The sequence below is a fragment of the Spirochaetota bacterium genome (genome assembly GCA_040756435.1).
Taxonomy (GTDB): Bacteria; Spirochaetota; UBA4802; order UBA4802; family UB4802; genus UBA4802.
Map to the genome: position 1 here is coordinate 1 of JBFLZD010000066.1, position 18,185 is coordinate 18,185.

Sequence of the window (18,185 nt, forward strand, 5' to 3'; positions counted from 1 at the left end):
CTCTGGGAGCTTCAGCTGCTGATATGGCCATGCTGCTTTTAGTATTTTTCATGGCAACAACCTCAACTGAGCCACCAAAAGGTGTTACCGTTGAGCTTCCTACAGCAGTTACCCAGGGTGCAGAACAGGATAGCATTTATATTTCCCTATCAAAGGAAGGCAATTTGTATTTTGACGGTAAAGAATCATCAATTGAGGATATTAAGGACCAGTTAGCAATACGCCAGAATGAAAAGGACAGGATAGTATCAATAACTGCGGATAAAGATTTACCCTATTCAGTTGTTGCCAATGTTATTAATGTATTGCGGCAATATGATTTTCTCAATGTTGTGTTTATATCTCAGCCACGGGAAGAACAATAATGCCACTTTGCAAAACATTCAATTTACTACTACAGCATATATCCCGATTTCAACAGCACCATCCTTACATTTTTTCATTTATTATCTCATCATGCATAGCAGCATTCACCCTTTTTTTTACAGCACCAATTTATGTTGCGGATATGCCAGAAGTAGCTGATAGCTTAGAGTTTATCAATATTGAAACTGTTACTGCACAATCAAAGCGAATAGCAACAAAAGAAATATCAACCACCACAGGACAGGTTACCCCATCAACTGATAGAGCTGTTGGTCTTTCAGATGAATCTGAAGTCTTTGATATTTCATTTTATCCAAACATCGTTCCTCCCAAGCCAATTGGAGCTTTAAAGAAAATCTATCCCCAGTCAGCTCGTGAAAAGAATGTTGAAGCAAACGTAAACGTTGAAATTGTCATTGCTCCCGATGGCAAAGTTTCCAATGTCCAGATACTATCGATACGTCTATCAAAAGATCTTCCGCCTGAGCAATACAATATATTGAGCAAAGAATTTTCAAAAGCAGCATATTCAATACTTACCCAGGCAAGATTTACGCCACCTATAATTAACGGGCAGCGAGTGGCAATAAAAATGGAATTACCAATGCAATTTAAACTGGAATAAGATATGAAGACAATTAAGAAAACAATACTATTATGGGCGATAGTTACCTGTATAAGCAGCATTGCCTCAGGACAAAATCAATATGCCATACTGGGGAAGATCTATTCACAAGCCACCAAAAAACCAGTTGATTTTGCTACTATAGCCATACCTGAAATTAAACAAAAGTTTTATACAAAAGCAGATGGCTCATATAGCATACAGGTTGAAAAACCAGGTACATATACGCTGATAATCTCATCATCAGGTTTTAAGCCTGTGACCTTAAGCATAACAATAAATGGTGTCATTCAAAAGGATATTGTGCTACAACCTATAGCAATTAAAGGTGCTGCCTTAACTATTACCGGTGAACGTGATATACAAAAAGTATCGCGTTACACACTAACCGTACAGGATTTAAAAGCAGTACCTGCATCATTTGGTGATTCTTTGAATGCATTGACATCATTACCAGGTGTTATACGCACCAGTGGTTTTTTTGGGCCCCTGGTTATCCGTGGCGCTGATCCTAACTTTAATGGTTATTTCATTGATGATATACCCGTTTATAATCCACAACATTTTGGAGCCATTCATTCCATAATCAATAATGATCTGATGAGTGAAATTGACCTGTATTCTTCAAGTTTCCCATCCCCGTATGCAAATTCCATTGGTGCTGTCATATCAATAAATACAATTGACACAGTCAAAGAGTTTGGTGGTTCTGTTGATGTTGGATTAATATCATCAAATATTCTGCTCAAATCACCAGTGACAGAATATAATGAAGAAACAAGCCAGGAAGAAACCAAAGGCTATTGGATAGTATCGGGACGCTATGCATATCTATCATTATTTGTACCTGCAATTTACAAATTGCTTACCGGCGATGAGATTGAATCAGTTCCCGAATACTGGGATTACCAGTTCAAAGGAAAATATTATTTTACACAAACACAATCAATAACATTTCTGTTATTTGGTGCGTATGATTATATAAAATTCATCAATGAATCAACTCCTCCCGAAGAAGTGGATCCATTGCTTGCTTCGTTTGAATTTAAAAATAATTTAGGTTCACATGCACTTGGTGTATATTACCGGTGGCAGCCTGAAAACCGCTTTGAAAACACCATTGTTATGTTTGGCTCATTTACAAACAGTTATAATTACCTTAATATTCCATCTGTGAATGCTGCTGATTGGATAAAAGACCTTCATATCACCTCTAAACCATATATTTATGGCGTAAAAGAAAAAATTAAATTAGAATGGTGGAAGGATCATGCCCAGTTCCGGGGAGCGTTAGAATACACATTATACCATTTCACCAATGATGGATATACGCTGGTTCTTAATGCACCATTATATAATATTCCTGACTTTGGTGATCCCAATGTAGCCTCCAAAATTCCTTTAGGCCAGAAATTTAACAATCATGTAATTGGAGGTTATGCCGAACAAAAATTTATGTTTGGGAGACTGACACTTCTTCCCGGCATACGTACTGACTATCTGACCAAAACAAAACAGCAAACTGTGGACCCTCGCTTTATGGCAAGCTACGAATTCTCCACACAAACCACTGTATCGTATGCTACAGGAAAATATTCAGGTTTTATCCAGACAAATTCCAATTTATTTAACTATCAGCCCAATTTAGCAGGTGCAGGTGATGAATACAAGCCTCAAAGTGCTTATCATAATGCAGTAAGCATTGAACAGAAACTATCGCTTGTAACAATAAAGGCAGAAGTGTTTTATAATCATTTCCAGAACCTGTATCAGGATGACCCAATAAAGGATAGTAACGGTAATGTAATTCAGGAAGGGAAAAGCAGCGGACAACTCCAAGCCCATGGTTTTGAAGTATTGATACGCATTGACCAGGAAGAAAATGCTGATGGTTTGTTTGGATGGATTGATTACACCTATACCAGATCAAAGTTTAAAACAGGTGCATCAATAGATCCTAACAAGGACACATGGTTTCCTTTTGCATACGAGCAGCCACATTCTTTAAAAATGGTAGTTGGATATACATTGGGAAAACATACCATCAGTGCACGTTTCCAGGCTTACAGCGGATTCCCGTATACACCAGTTATTGGCTCTGACGAAAGTCCTGATAGTTCGGGGCGATATGTTCCCATCTATGATTATGATCACCTTCATTCAAAACGATTCCCGTGGGAACACCGTTTAGATGTACGCTACAGTCATAAAACCAATCATGAGTGGGGATATGTTTCATGGTATATTGAAGTTATCAATATTTACAACTATAAGCCAAAAAACGATTTAGCATGGAATTATTACAAACCACATGGTGAAGATAATCCAAAATTAAAAGCTCAGGAGGGATTAAATTTTATTCCCAATTTTGGTGTTGAGGTTAAATTTTAAAATATTTTATTATCAACCACACCACTGCTATAGACGTGATTAATACTATGTTTGAAAGGAGTTAAAATATGAAAAAAATTGCGCCCATACTAATTATTATAGTTACAGCCTTTTTCAATGGTTGTGTAACCCCAATGGGCATGACAGCATCATCAACACCACTGCATAACCGTATAATCGTTGAAAACTTAGGACAGGCAGAGGGCAGTGACTGGTCGTGGTCAATTTTTGGACTGTGGTCGGTGGGAAGACCTGACTTGGATACAGCAATACATAAGGCTATCGCTTCAAAAAATGGTGATGCATTAATAAATGTACGCTGGTATGAAAAACAATACTACTTTGTTCTTTTCAGTGTCACTAAAGTTGTTGTTACCGGCCAGGTAATAAAGACAGCACCTATTGAAACAAAAGAGCAAATAAAACAAAAGAGGTAGCTATGCGACAGTTACTGTACATTCTCTTACTGTGGAGTAGTATTTTTTTTGGATGTGTAACCACCCATCATGTCGCTGGATATGAACCAAATGTGCGCCCATTAAAAGACATTTCATACCAAATAGTTGGGGAAGCTGAATCATTTACCAGCAACTTTAATCTTCTATGGCTATTTAATGTGACACCACTGGCAAATTTTGATAGAGCTATTTCAGATGCCATTAACCAAAAAAACGGCGATGACCTGATTGATGTATCCTGGTATATTGAACGCCAGTACTGGATAGTTGGTACAGTGAATATAATTCACATTAAAGGAAAAGTCATTAAATATACAGAATAAAAATCACGGTGCTTCTATAAGTTGGTTGCTGGTATCATCAGGATTTTTTTTTGCTGTGCCAAACAACCTCACTGCCCAGTATACATACCACGCTCTGAATTTACTCATACCATCTTCTCTGCAAATATCATGCAACAGCTTATCAGCATATTCTTTATATTTCCTTTCTATCTTTTCTTCACGTATAAGCTGATACAGCGCATCATGAACTAAGCTTCCCCGCATAAAATCTTTGGTATCAATAGTAGGACCACTGGGGCCATCCCAGGCATAACCTTTATATATCTCTAACTGCCCATCTTTGCGTAAGGTTACAAAATCTGGCACACCAGTATCATGATCTAATAAAATTGTTGTTTTATACGAGTAATCACGCATCAATTGATACTTGTATTTGTTAAGTTTTCTGTATTGGATCTTATCCATACTAGTATTTAACCTCCTGATTATTTAACCTTTTTTTCTTATTATTTATTTTATAGTATTATCAACCTATATACCAACGAAAGCTGTACTGAAAAAACTGAATACTTCAATCCCGCTGCATCATTAAAAACAGGTGATTTTATTCCTGTTGAAGTATTGATATAATAGGTATCTCCTTTCTGCTCGGGAACATATTCATATACTACATCAAGGGCAATTTTGATAGTATCATTCAGAGAAACAAAACATCCTGCATAAGCATGAAAATAGATAATTCCGTCATAGTCGGCATAAAAATCTATATCATCACCTGGATTGCGGTGCACATGATTGTCTATGTCTTCAGCAAATGCAAATAAACTAACCGACATGCCTGCCAAAATTCCTATTGTTTCTGTTACATTAATTTCTGATGACAATGCTATGTATGGTATATAATATCGCTGTTCATAGATGATCCCAACTCCATAGACAGGAACCTTTGGAGAACCCGGCGGATACTCTAGATAGCCATCTCTAGCCGACATCTTGATAGATTTATATAAAAAACCTATATATGGTTTTAAGCTGAAAGAATCAGTAATTTCACTTTTAAAACCAATGTTACAATTATATGAGGCATATCTTTCACAATAATTATCATGTTTTGAATAATGTGTTTTTACGGTTGGATTATTATCATCTACCCAATCTGAATCATCAATTGTCCCTATTTTATCATTTATGCCACTATGCACCTGAATTTGTGCAAAAAACGAGTTATACCATAGAGCTACTGAAAAGTTATAATACCATAAATAATCAATATTCCAGTTTAATCTGCTCAACAAACGGTGATTATCATATACATATTCACCTATTGTTCCCTGTGAAAAGCCTACTCCAGTTACAGTTTCAAGATGCAAAGAATCGGCATGACAATAAGAATACACAACAAAAATAAAACTTGTGATGCAAAGTATTATCTTTTTATGTGAAGAAATATTTTTCACAATATATTTATTTCTCTATCTGATTAAATTACTATGTTTATAGTTAACCTTTATTTTTTACAATGACTTCATAGTAATGAATGTTTGTAAAATATGCTTAACGTATCACCACATTAAGCCTTTGTTATAAAATTCAGCGCTGCTGGAAATAGTTGAATATACAACTCTTTTCCTGAATAGCAAATTGTTTCTCCATCACAATGTACGGGGAGGCTCCCCTTTTCAGCAACAACTTCAATTTTTGTGGTTCTATCCTGCATTACTTCCTTGCGTTTTGCCTGTGTGCCTCGTATAAAATAAGGTATCATGCCAAAAATCTTAAACTGATTCATAGAACGCACCATACATAAATCCAGTAAACCATCAAAGGGGCTCCCATCAGGGGCAAAATGAAAACCTCCACCCATACGTTTACCATTCATTACGGAAATCTGCAAAGCATCCATAATGGTTTCTTTACTGTTATAGGTCATACGTATTCGGGGAGCTTTATAATAAATAAATATTGTCTGCAATGCAGCAATCAAATATACCATCATGCCCCGCAAAAAGCGTATCCTGCTTGCAACAAATCCGGTAGTGGCATCAAAACCTATACCAATCCCATTGCCAAAATATCTACCTTCAGGATAATCTCCACCTTTGATGAAACCAACATCAATCTTTCGGACATTGAAATCTGCTATTATCTTTATACACTCATCTATATCATTGGGCAACCCCATTCCATAAGCAAAATCATTTCCTGTTCCTACAGGAATCTGCCCCATGGCAGTTTTAGTATACCCCTTTTTACGTGCTACCATCAATCCATTTAACACTTCATTGGCTGTACCATCACCACTGGCAACTACAACAGCACGGTAACTTTTTTTAGCAGCATCCTCTGCTAATTCCGCTGCATGCCATACTTTTTCCGTTAAAACAGTCTCATGTTTTATGTTTAAAGTTTTAAAATCATTCTCAATCCTTTCTATAGACCTGAGTGCCTTCCCCCTGCCAGCTATGGGATTTACTATTAGCAAAATGGTATCTTTTTTAGTCATATAAGCTCCTGATATTTCAGCAAAAAATTATGGAAATTTTATACAGATTTGAATTTATGTCAATTATATTTTTTATGAGGTATTTATAGTGCCAAACTACTTTTTATTGCATTAAATAATTCTTCTAAATCAAACGGCTTTAGCAGCACATAATCAACTATACCAATATAGTTGTTATTCATTGCTAAATAATTTCCTGATACAATAATTACATTTGGTCTGTTGTTCATATATTGAACTTTCTTCAATATATCCCATACTGTCATATCTGGAAGGTGCACATCAAGTAATGCACAATCTACAGATTGATTATCCAGATAATGTAATCCTTCAGCACCGTTCCCTGCATATATTACTTCAGCATTTTTGGCAATCAGTGCTCTTTGCAAAATAGTAGCAAATTCAGGATCATCTTCAACAATCAAAATCTTTTTGCCCAAAAAATCATATTCTGTATAATTTACCGCAACTTCAGAAGCAATTTTATCATCAGTATTAACTGGCAATTGAATTGTAAATGCAGTACCATTGCCAACTGTACTTTCTACGGCTATGGTACCACCATGTTCTTCAATAATACCCAACGCAACAGAAAGCCCCAGTCCTGTACCTGGTATATTGGAATGCCCTAATGGGCCCTTTGTGGTAAAAAAAGGCTCAAATATACGTTGTATATTTTCTTCTTTTATTCCACATCCTGTATCTTTAATAGCTATAGTAACGTATATATCATTCAGGCTGGTACTAATTTCTAATTTTTTCTCTTCTGTATCAATCATTGCATCACGAGCATTCAAAAAGATATTCATAAGCGCTAAGGTTATCTTATTGGCATCTAAAAATAATTCTGGCAGTCTATCTTTATGGTTAACGTCAATAGTAATTCCTGCATCCATGAATTGTGGCTTTATGATACTTACACAATCATTGACTATATCTTCAATATTAACCAGCATCTGTTTTGAAGGTTTTCGATGAGCTAACATTGATAATTGTTCAATAAGATGTGTTGCTCGTTTTACTATCTTCAATATTGTTTTAAGATCTTTTATTCCAGCTGAAGATAACTCTTCCTGGGAAAGCAATAACTCAACTATACCCTGAATACCTGCGTTCATATTATTAAATTCATGGGCAATACCCGATGCCAGCGTTGAAATAGTCATGTTTTTTTCAAGCATTACCAGGTTTTGTCTGTTCTGTATATCATTATCAGTTAAAATATGAAAGAATACAATATCATGTGCAGTTTGTACTGGGATGATACACAGTTCCACCTGTTCTTTTACCGTATTCAGTACCATTATCTGCTTACATCGTTGACTATCAGTTGGAATTTTGTAATCAGCAGCATCCACAGGACAGGCACATGATTTTTGGCATTCCGGGAAGATATCTTTGCAGGATTTTCCAATTATATCAACAGAATGGAATAAACGCTTAGTATGATTATTGATATCAATAATATGCTTTGAAGCATCAACCACAAAAACAGGTGCTTGTATGGTGTTAAGGAGCGTATTATATTCCAAACTGACAGGATTATCCATAATAATAATTACTCGCTGGTAATTTTTTACAGCCCTACTATTAACTAATCAAATTTTAATAGCTATATTCTATAACAAAAATAGTACATTTTTATCACATTATCAAAATTTTAATATAAATATACTTTATGTTAGCTAAAGTCAAAATATTTTTTAAAGAAAAGATTTATGGTTTTATATCACTAAAATTATTCCTAAATGTAGAAATTTGAATAAAATATAATGTCACACTCGTCACTGAAAAGCGGCAGGTGTATAAAACTCATTACTTTACACTAAAAATATTTTTCAAGAATTTAATCTGAAATTGTTTGTAATTATTGACATCATAACGTTACTGTGTTGTAAAGAATAGCATGAATACTCAACCCATCATTGGAATAGTTGGCGCAGGTGCAATGGGATCCCTGTTTGCATTTTTTCTGCACAAGTATACCATACTATTGTACGATAGTAATCCTGATACAGTTACTGCAATAAAGCAAGGATTGTCCGTAGAAATAAATTCTGCACAGCAAACTTTTTATCCCATCATAAGCAATGATCCTGCAATTCTTGCTTCAGCCGATATCATCTTTTTGTTCATCAAAAGTTTTGCCACCGAGGATGCAATTCGTAGCATTCAACCTTACCTTAAGCCCGATGCAATCGTTGTGACACTGCAAAATGGCATTGGCAATGTAGAGATAATTTCGTCTATGATAAACAACCCGTTAGTCTACGGGACCACCACAATTGGCGCCACAAAGCTTTCACCTTCCAGCGTACGTTTTGGAGGAACAGGCTCTATCATCATTGGCGGCGATAGTTATGGCCATTGTTCCACTGTGCATTCCTTGCTACAACAAGCCAACTTGACAGTAACTATCGCCCATGACCCCAAAAAAGCTATATGGGAAAAAGCTATCATCAATGCAGCAATAAATCCTTTGGGAGCGTTGCTGGAGGTGCCCAATGGCAGGCTTATAGAAAACAATAATACATTGAATATAATGGTAGGCATCATTCAGGAAGCATGCCTGGTGGCACAGGCTTATGGTATTTCTATAAATAGTGACTATATGATTGAAACAACAGTGACAGTATGCAAAAATACGCAGAATAATTTTTGCTCAATGCTGCAGGATATACTGGCCAAACGAAAAACTGAAATAGATTATATAAACGGTTCTATTATTTCCATTGCTAAACAATGTAGCATTGATACACCATATAATACCACAGTGTATAAACTTATTAAATATAAAGAATCACAATTACTGTAACTTTTGTTTTTAAAATTAAATCTTGACAAACATACAACATATTTGAAAATTTTAGAAAATTTAATTCAAGAGGTGAGATATGGGAGACTCTACACAAAAAAAATGTCATTATTCTGTTGAAAATGGAATTGCGCTACTAACTATTGATAATCCACCAATGAATGCCTTGAATCATGTTGTGCTAAACGACATGAGGGAAGCAATTGGACAACTCATTGGAAATGATTCAGTAAGAGTTGTTATTGTTACTGGTGAAGGCAAAGCGTTTGTTGCGGGTGCGGATATTAATGAAATTAAAGAACAGAATACTAAAGATGATGGCGCAAACTTTCTTAAAAACGGGCAGGATGTGCTGAATATCATTGAAAATGCCGACAAACCGTTTATTGCTGCTATTAATGGCTACTGCTTAGGTGGTGGACTGGAACTGGCACTGGCCTGCCATATACGGTTAGCTGATGAATCGGCACAATTGGGTTTACCTGAAATTAAATTAGGCATTATTCCGGGGTATGGTGGAACGCAACGCAGTACACGTCTATTTGGCAAAGGTGCTGCCTACGAACTTATTTTATCAGGAAATTTTATAAGCGGCAAACAGGCTGAAGTTTATAGAATTGTTAATCGTGCTACTGAAAAAGGCAAAGTTGTTGACGAAGCAAAAGAATTAGCTAAGGCAATTGCAGCCAGAAGCAGGCTGGCAATAAAAGCTGCTATGCAGGCAATAGCTAAAGGTTCAACAATGGAGTTTTATACAGCGCTTACATTTGAACGCGAACTGTTTGGGCAATTATGCGAAACTGAAGATAAAAAGGAAGGCATATCTGCATTTCTTGAAAAGCGCGAGCCAAAATTCAAAGATAAGTAAAAGGATGTACAGCAGTAACATTGTTATTCGATCTGCTCACTATAGAGATCTTGAAGATATTGCATCATTGGATATGTATATTTTTGGGGAAAATGCCTGGCCAAAAGAAAGCTTTTCACGTGAATTAGCTTTGCATTTTTCACGATTGCTGGTTGCTCAAATCAATTCAGAATTTGCTGGGTTTGCTCTTGCATGGTATATTGCTGATGAAATCCAATTATTACGTATTGCAGTTAAGCCACAGTATCAACGAAATAAAATTGGCTCTTTACTTATTCAGCATATAATCGATCTTGCAAATAATCAAAATAAGATTGTGCTTGAAGTTGCTGATACTAATACCAGTGCTATAAAATTTTATACAACGTTAGGATTTTACACTGTTGGATTCAGAAAAAATTATTACCGTTTTGATAATGCTATTTTGATGGAAAAGATTATACATCATGAAAATTAATACCATACGTTTTGTTACAAGTTCCCGTATTCCATCACAATATCCAAAATATACTTACCCGGAATTTGCTTTCATTGGTAGATCTAACGTTGGCAAGTCTTCCCTTATTAATACTATTTTGGGTAGGAAAAATATTGCTAAAACAGGGAGTAAACCCGGAGTGACGCAAACACTTAATTTTTTTTGCATTAATGAAAAAATAAGCTTTGCCGACTGCCCTGGATTTGGTTATGCAAAAGTTTCTCATGATAAGCGGCTGGAATTTATAGAAATGATTCATACCTATATTAGTTCACGTCCTAACCTTAAGCTTGTGTTTCTCCTTATAGATATAAGGCGTGAACCGGATGAAAGCGAACATGCTATAATTACAAAAGCTTTAAACAATAATATTAATGTAATGATTCTTGCCACTAAATGTGATAAAGTTTCAAAAAATGAAATAAATAGTGGAATCTTGAGAATTTGCTCTAGCCTTAACATCAATAAAGAATACGTAGTTCCATCATCTGCTAAAACTGGATTGGGTAAAAATATAATTTTAGCAATGATACAGGATTATTGTAAATAACTATTACAATTGAGTCATTAAATACATAACCCTGCTTGCTTTTTCTTTTGGCATCAATGACAGTAAATACGTTGATATACTCATCCTGCCTTCCTTTGCAGCATTCTGGTCAATCTGTCGCAACACATCTATAATAAGGGTTTCTTCCCACTGCACCATTATATCAACAGCATCCTGTGGTGGGATGCTTTCAATTTTTTTGGCAAGATCCATAACATTCTTTTTATATCCCGAATATTTTTTCTTTTCAAGCTCCAGTGCCTTCTTTTCCTGATCAAGCCCTTTTTGCAATTGTTCAAGTTTTTCTTTTTCTTTTGCAATAATTTTCTCAGCTTCAACTATCTTTGCTTCACGCTTATCTAAATCTTCTATTCTTTGCAATAGCTTATCTTTTTCCTTTTCAAATTCTTCCCTCTCAATAAGTGATGGCTCATCATCTGCAGCATCCACTACAGAAGGTGCTTCTTTTGCAATATATTGATGATACATTCTGCCAATGTTTATTAAGCCAATATAATCCAACCAGAATAATCCTACAATAATGATAAATAAAATCATTATTGCCAAATATATTACTTTTGTTGAATCTGAAACTAGTTTCATGGTATTAACCTCTTATGGTTTACTTACTTCATCATTATTCCTCTATATTAAATATTTTGCCATTGCTGGTATACTGAGTGATAGCTTTTTGCAACATGTTTTGAATCTGTTGAACGTCAAGTGTTCCATTAGTATTTTCCTTCTTTGCATTAAGCACATTCTTCAGTATTTCTTCTGTAATTTTAATAGTAGCAGTATTATTCTTCTGCGGTTCACTGGTTTCCTGGACTATAGCTGTCTCTTTGCTAGCTTCAGCCACTTTATTATTGGTCACAACTATACTGGGAGATGGTGATACTTTTGCATACGTATTTTGAATAGTTTGGAATCGATTTTTAATTTCTTTTATTCTATATTGAACCTGCTTTATGCTATTAATATCCATTAACAATACCTCACACATTATTATACATTCTTTGATTCAGATCATCTAATTCCTTTGCCATTTCTCTGTTATATTGATACATATATTCTTCATATTTCTTTTCCTTTAAACGTTCCACAACTTTTCTTTCTTTTGATGCCTGTATTAAACGCTGACGCACCTTTTCAATTTCAGGCTGCATTTGTTCAACTCGCTTTTGTGATAAAGCAATAGCTTTTTCTGCATTATAGGCAAACCGTTCACACATAAGCGCTTCTGAATAAGAAAATGTACCCCGGCGCATATTAGCCGAAAGCCTGGTATAGTATTCTGTAACTCTTCGTTTATAATCCTCCTGCAAAGCTATTTCTGCATTCTGCTTTGCAATCAACCGTGCTAATTCAGCTTTAATTGCATGTTCTTTTGAAATCCGTAAATCAAGTAAGGTCTGTAATCTGAATTCAAACTTCTTCATGTTCTATCCTCAGGAACTATCTCCCAGGTCTTTGTGCAAAATATGGTGTACGATCAACAAACTCCTGTCTTTTTGCTGGCTTAGCTTTAGTTCCAAGCACTAACTCAGACAGGCGAGTTTTGATATTTTCATATGTATCTTTTTCATAAATTCCCTGCTGCAAAAATGCATCCATTGCTGGTTTCATATCAATTGCTTTATCTACATCAGGGTCTGAACCTCGTGCATAGGCACCCAGCATTATAAGGTCTTCTGCTTCACGGTATGCAGCTAAAAGCTTGCGGAATGTATTTGCTGCTCTTTTATGTTCTTCATCGATCACATCATTCATGCAACGGGAAATTGAGCCAAGGACATCAATAGCAGGATAATGGTTTTTATGTGCAAGTTTTCTGTCAAGCACCACATGGCCATCAAGTATACCTCTGACAGCATCGGCTATAGGTTCATTCATGTCATCTGCTTCAACAAGTATTGAATAAAAACCTGTGATGCTTCCTGCACCTTTTTTATTTCCTGCTCTTTCAAGCAATTGCGGTAATAGTGAAAATACTGACGGTGGATATCCACGGGTTGCGGCGGGCTGACCTGCAGCAAGTCCTACTTCTCGCTGCGCCATTGCAAAACGTGTAATAGAATCCATAAGTAAATTAACATGCAACCCTTTATCCCTGAAATATTCAGCAACAGAATGTGCAAGAAAACCAGCTCTTAAACGAACCATTGGTGGCTGGTCAGATGTAGAAATGATAACTACCGAACGCTTTAATCCTTCATTCTGCAATTCTTTTTCTACAAAATCTTTTGCTTCCCTTCCACGTTCACCAATCAATGCAATAACACTTATATCAGCAGCCGTATTCCGTGCAATCATGGAAATTAATGTAGATTTGCCAACACCTGAACCAGAAAATATACCTATACGTTGCCCTTTACCTACTGTTATGAGCCCATCTATTGCTCTTATCCCTGTAGGCAATGGGGAATCAATTATTTCCCTTTCAAGCGGAGTTAACGGTTTATTGTCAACAGGATATCTTTCTTTTAAAAATAGCTTGCCTTTCCCATCAATGGGATTACCCAACCCATCAATGACCCTTCCAATAAGAGCATCGCCTACCGGTACAAAAAGCTGCGACCCAACTGCATAAACATCTGCACCCGGCACAACTCCTTTCATATCGCCAATTGGCATAAGGATTATCTTATTTTTATTAAAACCCACAACTTCAGCATATAGGTAATTTCCGGATTTTAATCTAATGCGACATAATTCTCCATACTGCACATCCGGACCATGAGATTCAATTGTTAAACCGGTAATTTTTTCAACCCGTCCTGTTGCTCGCAATGTATCAACTTCTTCAAGCACATCCTTATACTTTGAAAATATATCAACTTTTTCATGTGGTAGAATCTGTATCATGCAAACCTCTTTATCATACTATCATATTGGACGTGCATTACGAATAGCTTCTTCTATAGCCTCAAGCTGTGTTGAAATACGAGCATCAATAGCACCCACATCTGTCTCAATGATACAACCACCTCGCTCAACTCTTGAATCTTCATAAATATTGACTTTCTTCAGTGACTCCATCATCTTTATGAGTTCATCTTTATGGGCTGTGGTCATATCCAGGTCAGCAAAATTGACTCTGATATCAATACGGTCTCTATCTTTAACACGCTGTAATGCTTCTTTAATATTGTTAATAACTACTTCACGACGTTCAACTATCTCATCCTTTATTACTTTGCGTGCAATCATCAATATCATTTCTGTCATAAGCTTTTCAGATGACCTGATTATATCATCACGGATATCTACTGCTGTTGATACGATGGTTCCCAATCTATCAATAAGACGCATTACTTCAGCCTGCCCTTCTTTGTATCCTTCTTCGCGTCCTGCATCATAACCACGTTTGTATGCTTCATGTTCAATTTCCGAAACTTTCAATTCAGCTTCTTTTATCATTTTCTCTGCTTCAAATTTACCGCGCTCAATCTCCCTCTCGGATTCTATTTTAAAGCGCTCCATCTCAATCTTTATCTGTTCACGTGCCTGCTGTAATTCTAGAAATGCCGCCTTTTTCCCTTCCTCCTCTATCTGTGCTGCCTTAGCTTTAGCTTCATCCAGGATCCGTCGTACTTCTTCCTCTGTTTCACGCCGATAACGCTCTAATTCAGCTTCCATCTCTTCTATAGATGGACCCTGATACACCTCAACAGGATTACCTTCCTCATCTACCTCAAATTCAGCATATTCCTCATCTGTTAATACATTTTTCTGGTATTTTTCAGGTAACTCAATTTGTTTTGGTGCAGATATAACCTGAATTTCAGTAGGTTTAAAAACAAGCTTAGACAACGAGTTCCTCCTCGCCGGCACGTGCTACAACTATATCGCCAGCTTCTTCAAGTTTTCGTATTATATTAACAATTTTCTGCTGAGCTTCTTCAACGTCTCTGAGCCTTATTGGCCCCATAAAATCCATATCTTCACGTAGCAGTGCAGATGCACGTTTTGACATGTTCCTGAATATTTTTTCTTGAACTTCGGCATCGACACCTTTAAGCGCTTTGGCTAAATCCTGTGTATCAACTTCACGCAGCACTTTCTGAATAGCTCTATCATCAAGCAATACAATATCTTCAAATACAAACATTCGTTTCTTTATTTCTTCAGCAAGTTCCGGATCTTCCTCTTCAAGTGCTTCAATAATTATCTTCTCAGTACCACGGTCAACATGAGTCAACACTTCAACAATAGCATCAATACCACCTGCCGACGTATAATCTTCACTGGCTAATGTTGAAAGTTTTCGTTCAAGAACACGCTCAACTTCACGTAAAACATCAGGCGAAGTACGGTCCATAGTTGCTATACGGCGTGCCACATCAGCCTGGATCTGATGATTTAATCCTGACAATATCTGTGCAGCTTTTTGAGGATCTAAATATGCCAAAATTAACGCTATTGTCTGAGGATGTTCACCCTGAATAAAGTTTAATAGGTGACTAGGGTCTGTACGTCGTATAAAATCAAATGGTCTTACTTGCAAAGAAGACGTTAAACGATTTACTATATCAATAGCTTTCTGAGTACCCAGCGCTCTTTCAAGCACTTCACGTGCATAATCAATACCACCGGTGGCAATGAATTCCTGGGCCATCATAAGCTCCTGGAATTCCATTAAAACCTTGTCCCGGTCCTCAGGTTCAACTTTATCTAAACGGGCAATCTCAAACGTCAGCTGCTCTATTTCATCTTCTCTCAGGTGTTTAAAAATCTCTGATGATACATCTGATCCTAACGATACCAGGAATATAGCAGCCTTTTGCCTGCCCGACAACTGAGATTTCTTTTGTTGTAACATATTTTAGCTCCACATTATACCGATATACTATACATTATCAGGTCTTATACATTCTACTAATAGTATATAACACACCCTCTTCAAAGTCAACACCAGCTTATTAGTATATCGGTCTTTTAACATTCACCAATTACAACATTATTATTCTTCTGCCAGCCATGTCCTGAGCAATTGTGCCACATCATCCGGCCGCTCTCTGGCAAGATTAATGGCATTCTGCTGCAATTCTAAGCGTGCTTTTTCTTCAAGCGACAGTTCAACATCAATGCCCTCTTCTTCGGCTGCCCGCAATGCTGCTTCACGCATACGCTGTTGTTCAAGTGCAAGCTGTTCTTCACGTATTCGTCTTCTACGGGCAAGTTCACGGGAGATAGCCCTGAATAATACAACACCCAGGAATAATGCCAGAATCCCAACCAGTGCAGCTAGTAGCATCCGCTTAAACTGTTCCTTCTTTCGGAATTCTTCACGCACCTCATCCCACTGTTTTGTTCTATCAAACATGATATTTTCAACAGCCACCTGGTCGCCACGTGCTGCATTAAAATTAATTGCCTTTTTTACAATGTTTTCCGCCTGCCGCAGCTCATCTTCTGTTAGCGGAACCTGCACCGGCTTTTTTGTTGGGTCTAAATCATAACTTCCATCAGGAAGCCGTGGCAAATCTTGATATCCGTCAATGGCAATAGCAACCGAAACACTTGCAATATCATACGGGTCGCGTTCAATCTTACGTACGGTTTTATTCACAGCATTGTTTTCAACATTTTCTTCTTTATCATATTGTGAAAACTGGTCATCACTTGCCTTGTATCCAGGTGGTTTATTCCCTTCAGTCCCTGCTGGTCCTTCAGGATTCCATCCATGCCCCTGGAAATGCTCTTTTGTTGATTTTTTGGAGATAGTTAACGAGTCTTTGACCTTGCGTTCAGAATATGGTGTAAGAGGATTATCCTTTTCCATTTCTATTGGCGTATATTCTTCCTGTTCTTCCTGAATCTTATCCCAGTTAAAATCCATATTGAGGCGAACAATCTGAATACGATCAGGAGAGAATATTTTTTCTAAACCCGCACGAATTTCTTTTAACATCTGCACACGCGCTTTTTCTTCTATCTTTTTTCTATATTCTAAGAGCGTATATTCTTCTTTGGCCTTATCAAACTGATCATCAAAATCAGAAATAATCTTGCCATATTCATCAGTTACAGTTACATTTTCAGGTTTTAATTTTGTCCCTACAGCCCGTGCAACTAAATACTGTATACCTTTAATTTCCTTTTTTGAAAGCCCATCATATCCTGGAGCCAGATACACGGTAACTGCAGCAGTATACGCATTTTCTTTGTCAACAAACAACTCATCTTCGGTTATAGCTATTTCAACATCTGCCTTATCTACATTCTTCAATGATTCTATATGCCGTTTAATTTCATCCCGCAATGCCCGCATATATTTTACATTTAATTCTTTATCCGTCTCGGTCCATTTTGAAATATCAAAAAGCTTCCACCCCGGAATACCTTTGGGTATCATATTTTCCTGAGCAAGCCGTGTCAAAATAATTTCACGCTGGTCGGGGTTTACAAGGATTGTTGTTGTACCAGATGTTGTATAATGAAAACCCATTTCTTCAAGTTTCTTGGTAACCTGTCCAAACTCATCACTGGGAAGATCTGCAAATAACACCACATTGGCCTTTTGTGATGAAACCGAAAACAACACAATGAACGCAATCACAAGTACAGCGGTAACAACACCAATGATGATCTTTTTTGTTGTATCTAATTTTGAATAAATCTCTTTTAGCTGATTAAATATCTTGGTAAAAAATTCCATACTGTGGTCCCTCCCATACCTTAGTGATTATGCACACTATGCTTTATCATAATTACCTGAATATCCGGCACCATCAAAACAAATACTGGGCGATAGTTCATACTATATATTCCTTGCAAAGTGACATAATCCATTTTTACAACAAACATAATAAAACACCTGTATTAAAAAGTCAATTAATTT

20 protein-coding genes are annotated in these 18,185 nt (G+C 36.6%); 9 read left to right on the forward strand and 11 right to left on the reverse strand.

The annotated features are described in order from the left end of the window. The 5 genes from AB1444_14355 to AB1444_14375 form a co-directional block, all read left to right on the forward strand. Positions 1-365 (forward strand): biopolymer transporter ExbD (locus tag AB1444_14355; GenBank protein ID MEW6527835.1); only part of this gene is annotated, 365 nt, incomplete at its 5' end. A 143-nt stretch (positions 366-508) separates the two neighbouring features. Further along, on the forward strand, positions 509-991 hold the full coding sequence (locus AB1444_14360; protein ID MEW6527836.1) for an energy transducer TonB: 483 nt from the start codon (positions 509-511) through the stop codon (positions 989-991). A gap of 3 nt (positions 992-994) precedes the next feature. Then, the gene (locus tag AB1444_14365; GenBank protein ID MEW6527837.1) at positions 995-3,382 is read left to right on the forward strand and encodes a TonB-dependent receptor; all 2,388 of its coding nucleotides are present in this window, start codon (positions 995-997) and stop codon (positions 3,380-3,382) included. A gap of 68 nt (positions 3,383-3,450) precedes the next feature. Next, positions 3,451-3,819 carry a hypothetical protein gene (locus AB1444_14370; GenBank protein MEW6527838.1) on the forward strand — a complete coding sequence of 123 codons (369 nt, stop codon included), beginning with the start codon at positions 3,451-3,453 and terminating at the stop codon, positions 3,817-3,819. A 2-nt stretch (positions 3,820-3,821) separates the two neighbouring features. Further along, positions 3,822-4,163, forward strand: coding sequence for a hypothetical protein (locus tag AB1444_14375; GenBank protein ID MEW6527839.1), 342 nt, complete (start codon positions 3,822-3,824; stop codon positions 4,161-4,163). 3 nt (positions 4,164-4,166) lie between these two features. Here the strand turns inward: AB1444_14375 and AB1444_14380 are convergent, their stop codons facing one another. From AB1444_14380 to AB1444_14395, 4 genes are all read right to left on the reverse strand, one after another. Then, positions 4,167-4,589: a DUF1353 domain-containing protein gene (locus AB1444_14380; GenBank protein ID MEW6527840.1), complete on the reverse strand. Its 423-nt coding sequence runs from the start codon at positions 4,587-4,589 to the stop codon at positions 4,167-4,169. A gap of 50 nt (positions 4,590-4,639) precedes the next feature. Further along, positions 4,640-5,581, reverse strand: coding sequence for an omptin family outer membrane protease (locus AB1444_14385; protein ID MEW6527841.1), 942 nt, complete (start codon positions 5,579-5,581; stop codon positions 4,640-4,642). A 113-nt stretch (positions 5,582-5,694) separates the two neighbouring features. Next, positions 5,695-6,627, reverse strand: coding sequence for a diacylglycerol kinase family protein (locus AB1444_14390; protein ID MEW6527842.1), 933 nt, complete (start codon positions 6,625-6,627; stop codon positions 5,695-5,697). A gap of 83 nt (positions 6,628-6,710) precedes the next feature. Then, a complete protein-coding gene (locus tag AB1444_14395; protein ID MEW6527843.1) occupies positions 6,711-8,177 on the reverse strand; it encodes an ATP-binding protein in 1,467 nt (488 codons plus the stop codon). 356 nt (positions 8,178-8,533) lie between these two features. Between AB1444_14395 and AB1444_14400 the strand changes: the two genes are divergently transcribed. From AB1444_14400 to yihA, 4 genes are all read left to right on the forward strand, one after another. Continuing rightward, positions 8,534-9,442 carry a 2-dehydropantoate 2-reductase gene (locus tag AB1444_14400; protein MEW6527844.1) on the forward strand — a complete coding sequence of 303 codons (909 nt, stop codon included), beginning with the start codon at positions 8,534-8,536 and terminating at the stop codon, positions 9,440-9,442. A 79-nt stretch (positions 9,443-9,521) separates the two neighbouring features. Beyond that, positions 9,522-10,310, forward strand: coding sequence for an enoyl-CoA hydratase-related protein (locus tag AB1444_14405; protein MEW6527845.1), 789 nt, complete (start codon positions 9,522-9,524; stop codon positions 10,308-10,310). Between the two features lie 4 nt (positions 10,311-10,314). Further along, positions 10,315-10,767, forward strand: coding sequence for a ribosomal protein S18-alanine N-acetyltransferase (gene rimI, locus AB1444_14410; GenBank protein ID MEW6527846.1), 453 nt, complete (start codon positions 10,315-10,317; stop codon positions 10,765-10,767). After that, the gene (gene yihA, locus AB1444_14415; protein ID MEW6527847.1) at positions 10,757-11,338 is read left to right on the forward strand and encodes a ribosome biogenesis GTP-binding protein YihA/YsxC; all 582 of its coding nucleotides are present in this window, start codon (positions 10,757-10,759) and stop codon (positions 11,336-11,338) included. The genes rimI and yihA overlap by 11 nt, the downstream gene beginning before the upstream one ends. 3 nt (positions 11,339-11,341) lie before the next feature. Here yihA and AB1444_14420 read toward each other — a convergent pair whose 3' ends face one another. From AB1444_14420 to fliF, 7 genes are all read right to left on the reverse strand, one after another. Next, positions 11,342-11,941, reverse strand: a complete 600-nt coding sequence (locus AB1444_14420) for a hypothetical protein (protein MEW6527848.1) — start codon at positions 11,939-11,941, stop codon at positions 11,342-11,344. Positions 11,942-11,975: 34 nt separating this feature from the next. Next, entirely contained in the window at positions 11,976-12,326 is a 351-nt protein-coding gene (locus AB1444_14425) for a hypothetical protein (protein MEW6527849.1), read from the reverse strand. Between the two features lie 10 nt (positions 12,327-12,336). Continuing rightward, positions 12,337-12,780, reverse strand: a complete 444-nt coding sequence (gene fliJ / locus AB1444_14430) for a flagellar export protein FliJ (GenBank protein ID MEW6527850.1) — start codon at positions 12,778-12,780, stop codon at positions 12,337-12,339. 16 nt (positions 12,781-12,796) lie between these two features. Continuing rightward, entirely contained in the window at positions 12,797-14,206 is a 1,410-nt protein-coding gene (locus AB1444_14435; GenBank protein MEW6527851.1) for a FliI/YscN family ATPase, read from the reverse strand. 21 nt (positions 14,207-14,227) lie between these two features. Then, on the reverse strand, positions 14,228-15,154 hold the full coding sequence (gene fliH / locus AB1444_14440; GenBank protein MEW6527852.1) for a flagellar assembly protein FliH: 927 nt from the start codon (positions 15,152-15,154) through the stop codon (positions 14,228-14,230). Next, positions 15,147-16,163: a flagellar motor switch protein FliG gene (fliG, locus tag AB1444_14445; GenBank protein ID MEW6527853.1), complete on the reverse strand. Its 1,017-nt coding sequence runs from the start codon at positions 16,161-16,163 to the stop codon at positions 15,147-15,149. The genes fliH and fliG overlap by 8 nt, the downstream gene beginning before the upstream one ends. A gap of 141 nt (positions 16,164-16,304) precedes the next feature. Further along, positions 16,305-18,002, reverse strand: a complete 1,698-nt coding sequence (gene fliF / locus AB1444_14450; GenBank protein ID MEW6527854.1) for a flagellar basal-body MS-ring/collar protein FliF — start codon at positions 18,000-18,002, stop codon at positions 16,305-16,307. Positions 18,003-18,185: the final 183 nt, after the last annotated feature.